This window comes from Mycobacterium mantenii, assembly GCF_001667865.1.
Classification (GTDB): Bacteria; Actinomycetota; Actinomycetes; order Mycobacteriales; family Mycobacteriaceae; genus Mycobacterium; species Mycobacterium mantenii_A.
In genome coordinates, this window is sequence record NZ_LZJP01000022.1 from 36,026 (window position 1) to 51,642 (window position 15,617).

Consider the following 15,617-nt stretch of genomic DNA (forward strand, 5'->3'; position numbering starts at 1 on the left):
TCTCGCCGAGCTTGACGAGCCGGCTTGGAACGATTGGTGGTTTAGATGGATCGTCGCAGCATGATGTTGATGTCGGGCCTGGGCATGATCGGGGCTGCGATGCGCTTGCCGGGTGCCTGGGCCACCCCGTCGGCGCCCGAAGCGCCGCCGTCGGCCGGCGGCGGGAACTTTATCTTCGCCGACGAGTTCGACGGGCCGGCGGGTTCGGCGCCCGATCCGGGCAAGTGGACGATCCAGACCTGGCAGGACGACGTGTTCCCGCCGGTCGCGGGGATATACCGCGACGACCGCCGAAACGTGTTCCAGGACGGGAACTCCAATCTCGTGCTGCGCGCCACGCGGGAAGGGGACACCTACTACGGCGCCAAACTGCGCGGCAACTTCCGCAGCATGATCAACCAAACCTGGGAGGCGCGGATCAAGCTGGACTGTTTGGACCCGGGCCTGTGGTCCGCATTCTGGGGAGTCAACGAGGATCCGCTGCCCGACGGCGAGGTCGACATCTTCGAGTGGTACGGCAACGGCCAGTGGGCCCCGGGAACCACGGTGCACGCGGCGTCCAACGGCAAGACGTGGGAAGGCAAATCGATCCCCGGCATGGTCGACGGCAACTGGCACACCTGGCGAATGCATTGGGGCGAGGAGGGTTTCGAGTTCGCGCGGGACGGGGCCGAGTACTTCAAGGTTCCCAACAAGCCGATCCACGTCCACGGCGGCGCTCCTGACGACTTCCGGTGGCCGTTCAACAATCCCGGCTACTGGATGACGCCGATGTTCACCCTCGCCGTCGGTGGGGTAGGCGCAGGGGATCCTGCCGCGGCGACCTATCCAGCGGACATGCTCGTCGACTGGATCCACATCTGGTAGAGCGCGTTACCTGGTCGCTTTGAGCACCTGAACCAGGTTGAACTGCCAGCGCTCGACCAGCCGGAAGCCCAGGTCGTGCGGGACCGCGAAGGCGGTGCTCGCCCAATAGACCGGGCCGGGCGGCAGCGCCGGGCCCTGCTCGTGCGCCGGCTGGGACGGGTCGGCCTGGGTGATGATCCAGACCACGCCGCACTGGCTCAGCGGCCTGGCCACCACCTCGGGGATGAGATTGGTGTCGAACACGTTGTTGCGGTCGGTCGCCTTCTGCCACAGCGTGAGATCGATCAGCTTGCGATAGGCGTCCGGGCGCGCCGCCAGCAGCGGGCGCATGGGGGCCGGCATGAACGTCACCGTGTCGTTCACCAGCAGGCAATCGCCCGGCGCCGCCTTCGCGGTGATCAGGTCGGCGACCTGGCTGTAGTCCATGCCGTATTTGGCGTACGGGTTGCGTTGCACCCGAACGTAATTCGGCGCGGCGGCCACGGCGAACAGGCTGACGACCGCGGTGGCCACCCAGGGTTTGGCGGCCACCGCGCCAGCGCAGACACCCAGGATCAGTGCGAGCGCCGGCGCGGTGAAGCACAGGTAGCGCGGCGTGTAGATCGGGTGAACGAGCGCCGAATACGTCACGATCGCGACGGTCGGTGCGACAAGCCACCCCGTCGCGAGCACCAGCAGCTGCCGCTCCGGCGTCGCCAGGCGCGCGGAACCGCTGAGCCACAACACTATTGCCGCACCGATCAGCAGCGCCGACAGCACGGCGAACGGCGGGCACCGCTCGAAATACTGCTGCATCAGCACGTCTTCGATGGTGCGGTGGCCGATCGGGGCGACCCAGCTGATCTGGTGTGCCTGCCCGGCGACCGTCATCAGGAACGGCAGCATCGCGCCGACGGCCGCGACCGAGGCAATGGTGAAGCCCACCAACGCCGTTCGGCTCCGGTGAAAGACACCGACGAACACAACGTACGCCGCCAGCAGCAGTGCCAGGTAGGCGTCGAGCACGATCGAGCAGGCCAGCGCGACGGCGTACGACAGCCACGGCCAGCCGGTGTTACGCCGCGCGGCATAGACCAGCACCACGGTCAGCCACACGGCGGCCATCATCGACATGGCGTAGGGGCGGGCCTCGATGCCCGCCCACGTGGTGCGCGGCAGGATCGCGCAGAACACGCCGGAGGCCACCGCGACGGTTCGGGAGGAGAACTGCTTGCCCAGCACGACGACGCCCGCCGCGGCGCCCCCCACCGCCAGGGCGCTGGGCGCGCGCGACCAGAACTCGGTGTGCGGGAAAATTCGGAACCAGCCGTGCATGAGCAGGTAGTACAAACCGTGGACGGCGTCGACGTTGCCCAGCATGTGCCACATCTGGGTCAGTGACCGGCTGTAGGCGGCCGAGATGGTCGCGGCCTCGTCGTACCAGAAGGAGGGCCGGGCGGCGCCGGCCATGCTCACCGCGGCGGCCAGTATCGCGAGGAGCGGCGGGTCCAGCGCGGCCGGCGGGCGGCGAAGCGGGTTCCGCACGCCGCTATGTTGCCAGAACCCGACCGAGCCCCCGCCGCTGGTCGATCAACTTCGGGTCAGTTGAGCAACCAGACGTGCCAGAAGCCGTCGGAGCCAAAGCGGCAGTCCCAATGGGTGTACAGGTGGTCGTTGTGCGTGATCTCGACGTTCGGGGCGTCCGCGGCGCACCCGGCCTGACTCGAGTAATTGCCCTCGACCTCGACTTCGTCGGCACTGGCCACGCCCACCCCGGTGGTGAGCAGCCCGGCCAACGCCAATAGGCCAGCGGCCCAAGCCATCTTCATGTCGATCCCCCCTTGAGGCAGTGAGCCGACTATATCGATCTACCTGGGCGCACGCCGGAAAATCGGGACTCTCGGTCCGGCTGCATTCGAACGTATGATCGATCGATGGGTCCGCTGGCGTCGATCGGATACAACGGCCAGCCGGTCCGGAGCCCGTTCCGGGTGGTCCGTCCGGCGGTCGCGGTGCTGGTCGACCTGACGGTGTTGTTCCCGCGCGAGCCGCACCGTTCGGGGCGCTACCAGCCCAACGGTCTGCAGCTGCACAAGGTCGTCGAGGGCTGGCTGAGCTGCTGGGCCCTCTGCGAGCAGGGCGACTGGTGGGGGCTGGTGACCTATCCCGTCGCCTACGGATCCAAGCGCCGGACGGTGACGCACTGGGTGCCCGCCTGGACGCTGCGCCGCAAAGGCTGACCGGTGCGCTCAACCGCTGCGTGAGCGCCACGGCGATGCGATGATTGCTGCCCGTGGACGCAAGTTGGGCCTCGGTGCTGAGCAAGCTCATCGCGTTGGCGGCGGTCATCGCCCTGTCACCGATCACGGTCATTCCCGCGGTGCTGGTGCTGCATGCGCCCCGGCCGCGCCCGGCCAGTCTCGCCTTCCTCGGCGGCTGGCTGCTGGGCCTGGTCACGCTGACCGCCGCGTTCGTCAGCGGCTCGCAGTTGCTCAGCGGGGTCCACGCGGCCCCGCCGAAATGGGCGGCGTGGGTGCGGCTGGCCTTCGGCGTGGCACTCATCGCGCTGGCGGCGTACCACTGGTTCACCCGGCATCGGCAGCGCAGCATGCCGCGCTGGATGCGTTCGTTCTCCACCCTGTCGCCGCGACGCGCCGCAGTGGTGGGGGCGGTGCTGGTGCCGCTGCGGCCCGAGGTGCTGATCCTGTGCGCGGCCGCCGGCCTGGCCGTCGGCAACAGCAGCCTGAGCGCCGGCGCGCAGTTGGTCGCCGCCGCGATCTTCGTCGTCGTCGCCGCGTCGACGGTCGCGATCCCGATACTGGCCTACGTCGGCGCCGGTGATCGTCTCGACGATGCCCTGGAACGGCTCAAAGCCTGGATGGAAGCGAACCACGACGCGATGCTGGCCGTCATCCTGTTTCTGATCGGGTTGATCGTGCTCTACAACGGGATTCACACGCTGGCCTGACTCCGGATCGGCCGAATACGGCGCGTTTCGGCGTCGCGTCGGCACGGCAATGAAAGGATGCCGCCCATGGCAGGAAGCTGGGGGACGGTGCTGACCGGTCTCGTTCCGCTCGGACTGGTCATCTCGCTCTCGCCGCTCACGGTCATCCCGGCGGTGTTGGTGCTGCAGGCGCCGCGGCCGCGGCCGAGCGGCCTGGCGTTCCTGAGCGGCTGGGCGCTGACCCTGGCCGCGCTGACGGCGCTCTCCGTCGCCGCCTCCCACCTGCTCGGCGGCCTGGACAAGTCGCCGCCGCGATGGTCGTCGTGGCTGCGCGTGGTGCTGGGGTCGGCGCTGATCCTGTACGGCATCTACAAGTGGCTGGACCGGCACGGCCAGGCCGAGTCCCCCGCCTGGATGCGCTCGTTCGCCAGCATCACCCCGGCCCGGGCCGGGGTCATGGGGGCGGTGCTGGCCGTGGTGCGGCCGGACGTGGTGCTCATCTGCATCCCGGCCGGATTGGGCATCGGCACCGCCGGGCTCGGCCTCGCCGGTGACTGGGTGGCCGCCGCGTTCTTCGTCCTCATCGCGGCGTCGAGCGTCGCGATCCCGATCCTGGCCTACGCGGCGGCCGGCAGCCGTCTCGACGACACGCTGGCACGGCTCAAGGACTGGATGGATCGCAACAACGCCGCCCTGCTCGCGGCGGTCCTGGTGCTGATCGGCGCGATGGTGCTCTACCACGGGATTCACGCCCTGTAGCCGCCGTCGGCCAGGCCGGCGTCCTCCTCGAGCCTGTTGATGGCGCCAAAGATCAACTCGCGCAACAGCTCCCGGCCGTAGCCGGCGAGCATGCCCAGGTAACCGCGGTCCGCCCATTGCGCGGCGTGCCGCTCTTCGTGGTGCAACACCCGGTCCAGGTCGAGGCGGCTCGCCCGGGGCGTGCCGGCGGCGTCCAGGTACCAGGCCCGCCCGGACGAGACGATCCGGCCAAGCTGCTCGCCGGGGTCGCTGACCCTGCCCGTGTTGACCATGAAGATGTCACCCCAGGTGGTGCCGCCGCGCTGGCTGAACAGCCGTTGGATCCGGTTGCCGCCCAGCCCCATCAGCATGCCGTTGGGGGTGGTGACCAGACGGCCCCCGTTGCGGTGCACGAAGGCCACGTCGCGGGTGTAGCTCCAGCGGTTTGCGTTCTGCCGGGCCATGATTCGCGCCACCTCGGCGGCACCGTACGGGGTGGCCGGAAAGTCGGTGGGCCGCTCGGCCGGCTTACCGTAGCCGGTGTCGGCGTTGAGGATGTAGGTCATCAGCACCGCGTCGCGCGCCCGGGCGCCGTCGGCGTAGGACGGGACGAGGAAGAACGATTTGCCGTGCGGGTCGGTGAACTCGGCCATGTCCTCGAGGACCCCGAAGTGTGCGTCGGTGACGCCGTGCCGGCGGGCGATCTCGGTGGCCACGCGGGCCGGCACGCCGCGCCGTTCGGCGTTGTCGCGCCACCTCATGCAATAGCCCTGTGCGTCCATGTCTTTTGACCAATTTAGGGTGTAGCGAATGAACAGGGGCCCCTGGCAACGCGCGCGTGGCATCAAACAGATCACCCGGGGACTGGGCACGCTCGATCGAGAGATCTTCGACGCGATCGCCGAGACCGACACCCCGCTGCTGGACACGATCATGCCGCCGCTGACCCGGGCGGCCGACAATTCCAAGCTGTGGTTCGCCATCGCCGCGGCCCTGGTGGCCTCGCGGAACAAGAGCGCCCAGCGCGGCGCGACGCGCGGTGTGGTGACGCTCGCTGCCACCAGCCTGGTCACCAACCAGGTCGCCAAACGCGTCCGCCGGCGACAGCGTCCAGGGTATGAGTTGGTGCCGCTGGTCCGGCAGGTCCGCCGCCGCCCCACCTCGAACTCCTTCCCGTCCGGGCACTCCGCGAGCGCCGCCGCGTTTGCCGTCGGGGTGGGTCTGGAGAACCCGATGGTGGGTTTCGGGCTGGCGCTGCTGGCCGGCCTGGTGGGTCTGTCGCGCGTGGCCACCGGCGCGCACTACCCCGGCGATGTCATCGCCGGGTTCGGCATCGGGGCGGGTCTGGCGGTGCTGGGCGGCCGCCTCGTCCCGCCGATCACCGAAACCGCCCTTCCCAAGACCGAACCGCTCCGCATCGAAACACCCGAACGGCCCGACGGCGCCGGGGTGGTGCTGGTCATCAATCCGGAGTCGGGCAGCGGCACCGGGGCACGCGTCGTCGACGAGGTGCGCGACGCGCTGCCGAAAGTGGACATCCGCGAATTGGGTCCCGACGACGACCCGGTGGAGGCCTTGCGCGAAGCCGCCGAGTGCGCCGAGGTGCTTGCCGTCGGCGGCGGTGACGGCACCGTCGCGGCCGCCGCCGGGGTGGCCATCGACGCCGGGCTTCCCCTGGCGGTCTTTCCCGCCGGAACGTTCAACCACTTCGCCAAGGACATCGGCTGTGACACCGTGGCCAAGACGGTCGACGCGATCCGCCGCGGCAGCGTGGCATGCGTCGACCTGGTGTGCCTCAACGAAAGTCAGATGGTCCTCAACACCGCCAGCATCGGCGCCTACCCGACCTTCGTGCAGCAGCGCGAAAAACTGGAGAAACGCATCGGCAAGCCGCTGGCCGGCATCTACGCCATGCTGCACACGCTGCGCCGCGACGAGCCCGTCCGGATCTCATACGACAACAAGACGCTGCTGACATCGCTGTTCTTCCTAGGCAATTCGCTGTACCTGCCCACCGGGTTCGCGCCATCGCGACGGACCCGGATGGACGACGGCCTGATCGACGTCCGCATGCTCGACGCGGGACGACGGTGGGCGCGGACCAGGATCCTGACCGCGCTCGCGCTGGGACGGTTGGAGCGCAGCCCGCTCTATCACGAGCTTCAGGTGCCGGAGTTCAGCTTCGCCGCCGTCGACGGCCCGACGGTCATCGCCTGCGACGGCGAGGTCGGCGACGAATACGACAAGGCCAGCTTCAGCGCCAAGTACCGGGTGCTTCCGGTGTTCCGCCCCTGCGACTAGATCCCCTCGGTCAGGTCGCGCACCCGCGCGTAGTGCGCCAGCACCTCGGGTGCGGGGTCGGCGGTGTATTCGTCCGTGGGTGGTGGATGCCACGCGGGGGGTGGGGGCGATCCGCTCAGCGCCCACGCCGCCTGCCGCGCCGCACCCAACGCCACGTACTGCGCCGGGGTGGGTGCCAGCACCGGTTTGCCGAACACCGTGGGAGCTATCTCGCGCAGCGCCCGGGATTGGGCGCCGCCGCCGACCAGCAGGATGCGGCGCGCGACGACGCCGTGCGCGGCCAGGTGCGCGACGCCGTCGGCGAGCGAGCACAGCAGTCCCTCCACCGCGGCCCGGGCCATATTGGCCGGCGTCGCATTGGACAGGCGCAGGCCGTGTAGCGCGCCAGTTGCGTTGGGCCGGTTCGGAGTCCGTTCGCCCTCCAGGTAGGGGACCAGCACCAGACCCGCGCTGCCCGGCGGCGCCGACAGCGCGAGCCGGGACAGCTCGTCATGGTCGACCCCCAGCATCGCGGCGGCCGCATCCAGCACCCGCGCGCCGTTGAGGGTGCACACCAGCGGGAGGTAGCGCCCGGCGCCGTCGGCGAATCCGGCGACGAATCCCGCGTCGTCACGGACCGGATCCGCGGCGACGGCGGCCACCACCCCCGACGTGCCGATGGAGACGACCACGTCACCCTCTTCGGCGCCCAGGCCCAGCGCCGCGGCGGCATTGTCGCCGAGGCCCGCGCCGAAAGTTCTTGTGCCACTGATGGTTCGGCCCGACGGTTCCAGTACCGTCGGCAGTTCGGGGTGACGGCCGCGCAGGGCCAGTTCCAGCAGATCGAAACGGTAAGCGCCCGTTGCGGCGTCGTAGTAGCCGGTGCCACTGGCGTCGCTGCGATCGGTGGTCAGCGCCGCGACGTCGGCCTCGCCGCGCAGCCGCCACGTCAACCAATCGTGCGGCAGACAGACCGCCGCGGTGCGGTCCGCGTGCTCCGGCTCATGGTCGGCCAGCCACCGCAATTTCGCCACCGTGATCGCGGCCAGCGGCACGACACCGACGGCCCGGGCCCACGCCCGCGCGCCGCCCAGCTCGCTGACGAGTGAGCGCGCGGCATCGGCGGATCGCACGTCGTTCCACAGCAGCGCGGGGCGAACCACCTGCCCGGTTGCGTCCAGGCACACCATGCCGTGCTGCTGCGCGCCGACGGCGACCGCGTCGACGCCATCGAGCCCGCCCGCGTCCTCGATGGCTCCCTGCACCGCGATTTCCCATGCCGCCGGGGCGATTTCGGTGCCTGGCGGGTGACTGGCGTGCCCCTCGCGAACCACCCGGCCCGTGACGGCATCGCACACCAGCACCTTGCAGGACTGCGTCGAGGAGTCGATGCCGGCGACCAGCGTCACGATCCGTCGGCCCCGATCAGCGCTCGCAACGTGGCGCGCGCGCCGTGCCGGTGCAGCGAATCCAGCGCCCACAGGTAGGCGTCCCGGAAGCGCTCGTGATCGACGAGATCGCCGAATACCGAACGGTTGGCCAGGAAGGCGGCGGGGTCGTCGCGCTGGGAGCGGGCGATCGGAACCAGGGTGTCGGCGAGGTGGTCCACCACCTCGATCGGTCGGCCCTGCTCGTCGACGCCCTCGGCGTAACGCGCCCAGCTGGCGACGATCGCCGCCGACAGGCGCACCGGACCGCCGGAGCGCAGGTTGTCGCGCACCACGGGCAACAACCACTTCGGGATGCGGTCCGAGGACTCGGCGCACAGCCTGGCCACGGTGTCGCGGATGTAGGCGTTGGCGAAGCGCGGCAGCAGCCCGGCCCGGAACTCGTCCAGCCCCGGGACGCGCTGCAGGGTCGGCGTGGCCTCCGAATTCAGGTAGCGGGCAAGGAATTCGGCGATCAGCGGGTCCTGGGCGGCGTCGTGCACCAGCCGGTATCCGGCGAGGTATGCGAAATAGCACAGGCCCTGGTGGCTTGCGTTGAGCAACCGCAACTTCATCGCCTCGTAGGGCGCCACGTCGTCGACGAGTTGCACGCCGGCCTGATCCAGCGGTGGGCGGCCGTCGGCAAAGTGATCCTCGATGACCCACATGGCGAAGGGCTCCGCGGTGACGGGCCAGGCATCGGCCACATCGTATTCGGAGTCGAGCCGCTCGAGCACGTCGGGCGTGGTCACCGGGGTGATCCGGTCGACCATCGAGTTGGGGAAAGTGGTCTCCGCACGCATCCATTGCGCGAGTTCGGGATTGATCTCCTCGGCGTACGACGTGAAGACGCGTCGCGCCACGTCTCCGTTCCCGGCGATGTTGTCGCAGGAGACGATCGTGGGGGAGGGCAGGCCGCGCTCGCGTCGCCGGTTGCACGCCTGCGCCACCAACCCGAACACCGCGCTCAGCGGCGGCTGGTACCCGCCCTCGGTGATGGTGAGCGAGATGATCCGGGTGGCCGGGTCGGCGAGCAGATCGATCACGGAGTCGGGATCGTCAGGCGCATAACGGTAGTCGACGATGGAGCCGATGACTCGCGGTTGCCGGGTGCCGTCGGGGTGTTCGAGGATCAGCGTGTACAGGTGGTCCTGGCCGCGCAGCGCGTCGCGCATGCGCTGGTCGCCCGGCAGCACACCGATGCCGCAGATACCGAAGTCCCGGGCGAGCCCGGCGTTGAGCAAGCGGTCGATGTACATGGCCTGGTGGGAGCGGTGGAAGCCGCCGACGCCGAAATGCGCTATGCCGATGCCGATTTGGCTGCGGTCATAGGTCGGGACGGGAATCTTCAGGCGGGCCAGGTTCCGTGCGTTCAGCTTCACTCGAGTGTCACCTTAGCGCGGACCGCTCAGCGCGGGGGCTGACCCGCCGTCAGGCGTTGGGGCACAGATCGCGCAGGGCGAAGATCACCACGTCCGCGGCCTGGCGACCGTTGATCCCGCCGGTGCCCTGGTCGGCGTCCGAGCGTTGCAGCGCCAGCCCTTCCAGCTGTTGGGGAGAGGCGCCCCAGGAAAGCTGCTGACATAGGTCGGCGCCCATCTGCAACAGTTCCGGGTCGCCGCCGTTGATGGCGTGGATCCCGGCGTTGTGCAGGTCGTTGAGGAAGGCGGCCTGGTCGGCCCGCGCCGGGCCGGCGCAGAGAATCCCGGCGAGCAGAAGTGGGCCGCTCGCCAGCGCCGCGCCCATGAACCGGCCATAAAGCCTGCGTGCCGCCATTCAACCTTCTCCTTTGTGTGCGCCCGATGCGGATGATGCACTTTTACACAAAAGTGCGAAAACCCGCTGCGCAAACGAATCGGGAGGGTGAATAGTCGGCAAAGACCGGTGGGCGGACGCGGCGGACCGGTGCGCGGCCGATCCGGACCGTGCTTATGGATGGGCGATGTGCGAGAGGTCGGGCGCTGCTAGCTGGGGCAGAGGTCTTGCTGGGCGTAGGCGACGATGTCGTCGGCCTGCTGGGGACTGAGCCCACCGGCGCCCTGCCTGTCGTCGGAACGTTGCAGCGCCAGGCCCTCCAGCTGGGATGCGGGGGCGCCCCATGACAGCTGCTGGCATACGTTCAGGCCCGCCTGGAGCAGCGCCGCGTCGCCACCGGTGACGGCGTGGATGCCGTTCCGGTGCATGTCGTTGAGGAAGCCGGCCGCGTCGGCCTGCGCTGGGCCGGCCCAGACGAGGCCGGCGAGAAGTGGACCTCCGAGCAGGGCCGAGCCGATGAATCCGGTGGTCAGACGAGGTCGTGACATAGTCCCTTCTCCTCCGTGCGTCAACCGTTCTAATCACGATGTTAACCTCTGCGTAACCTTCAGGGCGGTAACTGTTCACCAATAGTTTCCTGTGAATGACCTGCGGAAAAATAAAGTCCGTGGGCCTAGAAGTCGGATCGCCGACCGTGGCGGCCGTGACAGGCGGTTCGCGTCGCGGGCCGCCCCGCCCGATCCGCCGCCCGACGACGACGCGAATCGCTAGGTGGCCTTGGGGCGCAAGGGCATTCGTGCAGGTCGATCGGGGCCGGCCGGGGGCGTGCCGATTCGTGACCCCGTTGTGACGTCACCATTTGGAAACGGCGCGGTGCGGCGTGGCGCGTGTCGCGCGTCGGCTGCTGACAATTGGCCCGGTCGTGAAAGCGGCCTCGGTACGGCTAGGCGGGCCTGCTGCACCAAAAGAATGCCGAAATAGCTTGAGCGTGAATAAAGGAGAGTTGACGCTGATGGCGATCGTCGATCGGTTCAACATCAAAGTGGTTGCCGGCGCTGGGTTGTGCGGAGCTGCTATCGCGTTGAGCCCCGACGCGGCGGCCGCCCCGCTGATTACGGGCGGCCACGCGTGCATTGAGGGGCAGTCGGGCGAGGTGGCACCGGCCGCCGGTGGTCCGGCCGCAGCCGCCGGCACCGTCGCCGCGGGTGCACCTGCGGCCGGCGGTATGTGCGCGGCGCCGATGACTGACATGTCCGGGGTGCCAATGGCCGTGCCCGGGCCGCTGCCGATAGGCGCTCCGCTGCCGATCGTGCCGCCACTGCCCCTTGCGCCACCGGTGCCGGTGGTGCCGCCCGTGCCGGTGGTGCCGGCCGGTGCGCCGCTGATCGCCCTTGGCGGGCCGGCGGCCGCCGGCGCGCCGCTGGACGCCACCGCGCCGATCATCGACATGTCCGGGGTGAAGGACGCGCCGACCGGTCCGGCCCCCACCGGCGGGCCGGTGGACGGTCAGCCGGTTCGTCCCGGTCCCTCGGGCGCGAGCTGAGGCCAAGAAGTTTCCGCACGGGCCGGGCCCGCTGGCGTGATGCCAGCGGGCCCGTTTCGTTGTCGGCGATCGCTGGGCGGTGACCGGCCGGTGCTCCGTTGCCCCGCGGCGGTGAAAGGCCCACGCGGTCAAGACGATTGAAGCTCCGCACCCGGCCTGCGCCTGGGTGCGGAGCTTCGTGAACTGCGAACTATTCCTGGACGATCACCGGGTCGCCGACGTTGACGTGGTCGTAGTACCACTCGGCGTCGTCGGGGCTCAGGCTGATGCAGCCGTGGCTGACGTTTTCAAGTCCCAGCGAGTTGACGGCCCACGGAGCGGAATGCACGAACAGGCCGCGGCTGGTGATGCGAACGGCGTAGTTGACCGTGAGCAGGTAACCGTTCGGGTCGTCGACGGGGATGCCGACGCTGCTCGAATCCATGGTCACCGCTTCCTCTTTGGACAACACGGTGTAGGAGCCGACGGGCGTCGGGTATTCCGGCCGGCCCATCGAGGCGGGCATCACGCCCTGCTCCCCGAAGTGCGGCCGGTGGTGCGGCGCCGGCAGTGAGGTCGGCGGTCCCGCCTCGACGCCGTCGATGCTCACGGTGAAGGTGTGTTCGGAGATGCTGGCCACGCCGAGGACGGCGGGGCCCGTTTTGATCTCGGTGGACACCCCGCCCACGGTCAGCGCAATTGTGCTGTGCGCCGGCCAGTATCGATCCGGAATCCACTGGACGACCTTGTCGTCGAGCCACTGGAACTTGCCCGTCATCGCGGGCGTCGATCTGACGTCAACGGCCCGCTCGGCGGCCGCGCGGTTGGCCGGGTTGGTGATGGGCGCCCTGAATTTCACCATCACGGGGTGCGCCACACCCACCACCTCGTCGCGCGCCGGCAGCACCGACGCGATCGCGAAACCATGCGACTCGTTCGCCGCCGCCAGGCTTACGCCGGCCGGCGCCACGACCACATTCGCAGCGACTCCAATCACCGCAAGAACACACCGAACACCCGTCCGCATGGCTCCATTTCCTTTTAACTGACATAGTTGCAATAGGGATGATAAATGGGTGCTGACCTGCGGAAGCGTAAGGGCGCGTTGATATTTGGCCACGCGACGATCACGGTTTGGCCAAGGACGGTTTAGTCCGGGGGCGTGATTGCGGCGCCATGACCAGGCGCGTAGGACCGGCGCCGAGAACGCCAGCCCGACGGGGCGGCTGCGCCGAATTGCGAGCGCGTTGTGATCCGCCCGTGACGCTTCGCCCACGACCGCCCGGTCCGGGGCGGCGGTGAGCTCGCCCAGCAAATGCCATCGCGGGGCGCAGACCAATATGGCGAAACTGGTGGCGCTTCGTGACGTCGGGTCGAATACTTATGGGAATGAGCAGGCCCGCACCGCCCGTGCTGACGGTTCAATCTAACTGGTCACGGCGCAGTTTTGCCGCCGGCAACGATGTCGTCGTCGGCAGTGACCTGCGCGCCGACATGCGCGTCGCCCATCCCCTGATCGCCCGCGCGCACCTGCTGTTGCGCTTCGATCGGGGCAAATGGGTGGCGATCGACAACGGGTCGCCGACGGGGATGTTCGTCAACGGTGGCCGGGTGCCGGTGGTCGACATCCGCGACGGTCAGATCATCAACGTCGGAGGTCCTGACGGGCCCCGGTTGAGCTTCTCGATGGGGAACCATGACAGGGCGGTGGGCCAGCTACCGCCGACAGTGGAGGGTATGCAGGCCATCGCGCGTCCCGGCACCCCGCGGCCGTCGCGACCGGAGCCCCCGCACCAGGCCTACGGTTCGCCGCCCCGCATCGCCCGCCCGCAACCGGCGCCGCCCCGCTACCCGCCCGCGGGGCCGCCGCCACCGCCGTCGCAGCAGTTCGGCGGCCCGCACCGCGCCGTCGGCTACTCGAACCGGCCGCCCACCAGCGGACCCCAACCCGCACCGCCGGCCGAACGGCCCGCCCAGCCGGCGGCGCAAGGCCAACCGCTGACCGAAATCGGAGCGGAAGCACTCGAAGCCGCGCAATTCGACAGCACCAACCTGCGGCGCGCGGTGCAACGCTCCCGATCGAAGCTCACGGCGCCACCCACGGGCGCCGCCGTGATCGGCCGCGCCGAAGACAGCGACATCGTCATCTCGGACGTCTTGGCGTCACGCCACCACGCCTACCTGGTTCCGGGCCCGAACGGCATGGAGATCCACGACGCGCACAGCATCAACGGGACCTTCGTCAACGGCACCCGAATCCTGTCGGCACCGCTGACCCAGGGCGACGTCGTCACGATCGGCAACGTCGACCTGGTGTTCAACGGTGAGATCCTGCTTCGCCGCGCCGAAGCGGCGACCCGCACCGGCGGGCTGGAGGTGCGCGAGGTCGACTTCGAAGTCGACAGCAAACGGCTGATCCACAAGGTCTCGCTGACCGCCAGGCCCGGCACGCTGACCGCCCTCATCGGCGGGTCCGGGGCCGGCAAAAGCACGCTGTCCCGGCTGATCGCCGGGGCCACCTGTCCGAGCGGCGGCTCAATCACCTTCGAGGGTCACGACATCCACGCCAGCTTCGCCTCGTTGCGCAGCCGGATCGGGATGGTGCCGCAGGACGACGTCGTGCACCGCCAGCTGACGGTGACCCAGGCCCTGACCTACGCCGCCGAGTTGCGGCTGCCGCCCGACACCAGCAAACAGGACCGCGCGCAGGTCGTCGCGCAGGTGATCGAGGAACTCGGATTGACCAAGCACGCCGACACCCGGGTGGACAAGCTCTCCGGTGGGCAGCGCAAGCGCGCCTCGGTGGCACTCGAGCTGCTCACCGGACCGTCGCTACTGATCCTCGACGAACCGACGTCGGGCCTGGATCCGGCGCTCGACCTGCAGGTCATGACCATGCTGCGGCAATTGGCCGACGCCGGTCGCGTGGTGCTGGTGGTGACGCACTCGCTGAGCTACCTCGATCTCTGCGACCAGGTGCTGCTGATGGCGCCCGGCGGCAAGACGGCGTATTGCGGCCCGCCCGACGAAATCGAAGCAACCATGGGAACCACCAACTGGGCCAAGATCTTTGGCATGGTAGGTGCGGATCCCGACGAAGCCAACCGACGTTTCCTGGCCCAGCTCAAACCGCCGCCGGCCGCGGCCGAGGCGGAGAAGCCGGCGGATCTGGGCAGCCCGGCACGGTCCAGCACCCGTCGCCAGTTCGCCACGATCGCGCGCCGCCAGGTTCGGTTGATCGTCTCCGACCGCGCCTACTTCATCTTCCTGGCGCTGCTGCCGTTCGTGATGGGCGCGCTGGCGCTCACCGTCCCGGGCTCGACGGGATTTCGGGTCGCCGATCCCAACGGTGACGGCTCCGATGAGCCCGGCTCGGTGCTGATGCTGCTGACCATGGCCGCCGTCTTCATGGGCACCGCGCTGACCATCCGCGACCTCATCGGCGAGCGCCCCATCTTCCGCCGAGAGCAGGCGGTCGGCCTGTCCACCAAGGCGTATCTGCTCGCGAAGATGGCGGTTTTCTTCGTGTTCGCCGTCATTCAGTCGGCGATCGCGACAACCATCACGATCCTGGGCAAGGGAGCGCCGACGCGGCCGGCCCTGCTCCTCGGCAGCGCCACGCTCGAGCTGTACGTGGCCACCGCCGCGATGTGCGTCGCCGCGGCGATGGTCGGCCTGGTGCTGTCGTCCCTGGCCCGGTCCAACGAGCAGATCATGCCGCTGCTGGTGGTGTCTCTGATGCTGCAGTTGGTGCTCTGCGGGGGGATGGTGCCGGTCACCAACCGGATCGGTCTCGACCAGATGTCGTGGGCGGTGCCCTCGCGTTGGGGATATGCGGCGCAGGCCTCGACGGTCGACCTGTGGGCGATCGAGCCCGGGCCGCTCGCCCCGAAGGACAGCCACTTCAAACACACGGCGCAAACCTGGCTGTTCGACGTGGGCATGCTGGCGTTGTTGACGATCGTGTACGCGGGATTCGTGGGGTGGCGCAGCCGGCTGAAGCGGCATTGATCGCGGCGGCTAGGTGTACTGACCACGGACGTTGGTGACGGCGTGGCGTGGTGACATGACGAAGACCTCCGAGTGAAGTGCGAGCTGTCTA

The 15,617-nt window shown here is 69.2% G+C and carries 15 protein-coding genes; 7 read left to right on the plus strand and 8 right to left on the minus strand.

The genetic code is table 11. The features are described 5' to 3' along the window. Nucleotides 1-45 precede the first annotated feature (45 nt). Entirely contained in the window at nucleotides 46-867 is an 822-nt protein-coding gene (locus tag A5688_RS03670; RefSeq protein WP_067837486.1) for a glycoside hydrolase family 16 protein, read from the plus strand. Nucleotides 868-873: 6 nt separating this feature from the next. Here the strand turns inward: A5688_RS03670 and A5688_RS03675 are convergent, their stop codons facing one another. Both A5688_RS03675 and A5688_RS03680 read right to left on the minus strand, forming a co-directional pair. Beyond that, nucleotides 874-2,316, minus strand: coding sequence for a glycosyltransferase family 39 protein (locus tag A5688_RS03675; RefSeq protein ID WP_242660422.1), 1,443 nt, complete (start codon nucleotides 2,314-2,316; stop codon nucleotides 874-876). A gap of 131 nt (nucleotides 2,317-2,447) precedes the next feature. After that, complete coding sequence (locus A5688_RS03680; protein ID WP_067837493.1) at nucleotides 2,448-2,675, minus strand: hypothetical protein; 228 nt, start codon at nucleotides 2,673-2,675, stop codon at nucleotides 2,448-2,450. Between the two features lie 105 nt (nucleotides 2,676-2,780). On the opposite strand from A5688_RS03680, the gene A5688_RS03685 reads away from it, so the two are divergent. The 3 genes from A5688_RS03685 to A5688_RS03695 all read left to right on the plus strand — a co-directional run bounded on the left by A5688_RS03685 (nucleotide 2,781) and on the right by A5688_RS03695 (nucleotide 4,552). After that, nucleotides 2,781-3,086: a hypothetical protein gene (locus tag A5688_RS03685; protein WP_007768747.1), complete on the plus strand. Its 306-nt coding sequence runs from the start codon at nucleotides 2,781-2,783 to the stop codon at nucleotides 3,084-3,086. Between the two features lie 74 nt (nucleotides 3,087-3,160). Continuing rightward, nucleotides 3,161-3,814 (plus strand): GAP family protein, encoded by a 654-nt coding sequence (locus A5688_RS03690; protein ID WP_207546589.1) that lies wholly within the window; start codon nucleotides 3,161-3,163, stop codon nucleotides 3,812-3,814. Between the two features lie 66 nt (nucleotides 3,815-3,880). Then, on the plus strand, nucleotides 3,881-4,552 hold the full coding sequence (locus tag A5688_RS03695) for a GAP family protein (RefSeq protein WP_067914961.1): 672 nt from the start codon (nucleotides 3,881-3,883) through the stop codon (nucleotides 4,550-4,552). Here A5688_RS03695 and A5688_RS03700 read toward each other — a convergent pair. Next, nucleotides 4,540-5,313, minus strand: coding sequence for a hypothetical protein (locus A5688_RS03700; RefSeq protein ID WP_067914963.1), 774 nt, complete (start codon nucleotides 5,311-5,313; stop codon nucleotides 4,540-4,542). The genes A5688_RS03695 and A5688_RS03700 overlap by 13 nt on opposite strands. 28 nt (nucleotides 5,314-5,341) lie before the next feature. Here A5688_RS03700 and A5688_RS03705 point away from each other — a divergent pair, with 28 nt between their 5' ends. Next, nucleotides 5,342-6,832: a bifunctional phosphatase PAP2/diacylglycerol kinase family protein gene (locus A5688_RS03705; RefSeq protein ID WP_067914965.1), complete on the plus strand. Its 1,491-nt coding sequence runs from the start codon at nucleotides 5,342-5,344 to the stop codon at nucleotides 6,830-6,832. Here A5688_RS03705 and A5688_RS03710 read toward each other — a convergent pair. The 4 genes from A5688_RS03710 to A5688_RS03725 all read right to left on the minus strand — a co-directional run bounded on the left by A5688_RS03710 (nucleotide 6,829) and on the right by A5688_RS03725 (nucleotide 10,541). Then, complete coding sequence (locus tag A5688_RS03710) at nucleotides 6,829-8,220, minus strand: FGGY family carbohydrate kinase (protein ID WP_067914967.1); 1,392 nt, start codon at nucleotides 8,218-8,220, stop codon at nucleotides 6,829-6,831. The two genes, A5688_RS03705 and A5688_RS03710, sit on opposite strands and share 4 nt — an antisense overlap. Next, complete coding sequence (locus A5688_RS03715) at nucleotides 8,217-9,620, minus strand: mannitol dehydrogenase family protein (RefSeq protein WP_067914969.1); 1,404 nt, start codon at nucleotides 9,618-9,620, stop codon at nucleotides 8,217-8,219. The genes A5688_RS03710 and A5688_RS03715 overlap by 4 nt, the downstream gene beginning before the upstream one ends. A 49-nt stretch (nucleotides 9,621-9,669) precedes the next feature. Then, complete coding sequence (locus A5688_RS03720; protein WP_067837517.1) at nucleotides 9,670-10,014, minus strand: DUF732 domain-containing protein; 345 nt, start codon at nucleotides 10,012-10,014, stop codon at nucleotides 9,670-9,672. A 188-nt stretch (nucleotides 10,015-10,202) separates the two neighbouring features. Then, nucleotides 10,203-10,541, minus strand: coding sequence for a DUF732 domain-containing protein (locus A5688_RS03725; RefSeq protein ID WP_067837521.1), 339 nt, complete (start codon nucleotides 10,539-10,541; stop codon nucleotides 10,203-10,205). 455 nt (nucleotides 10,542-10,996) lie between these two features. Here A5688_RS03725 and A5688_RS03730 point away from each other — a divergent pair, with 455 nt between their 5' ends. Beyond that, nucleotides 10,997-11,536 (plus strand): hypothetical protein, encoded by a 540-nt coding sequence (locus A5688_RS03730; protein ID WP_068268054.1) that lies wholly within the window; start codon nucleotides 10,997-10,999, stop codon nucleotides 11,534-11,536. A 190-nt stretch (nucleotides 11,537-11,726) separates the two neighbouring features. On the opposite strand, the gene A5688_RS03735 is transcribed toward A5688_RS03730, so the two are convergent. Further along, the gene (locus A5688_RS03735; RefSeq protein WP_067833492.1) at nucleotides 11,727-12,542 is read right to left on the minus strand and encodes a L,D-transpeptidase; all 816 of its coding nucleotides are present in this window, start codon (nucleotides 12,540-12,542) and stop codon (nucleotides 11,727-11,729) included. Between the two features lie 362 nt (nucleotides 12,543-12,904). On the opposite strand from A5688_RS03735, the gene A5688_RS03740 reads away from it, so the two are divergent. Continuing rightward, nucleotides 12,905-15,526, plus strand: a complete 2,622-nt coding sequence (locus A5688_RS03740; protein ID WP_067914973.1) for an ATP-binding cassette domain-containing protein — start codon at nucleotides 12,905-12,907, stop codon at nucleotides 15,524-15,526. Nucleotides 15,527-15,617: the final 91 nt, after the last annotated feature.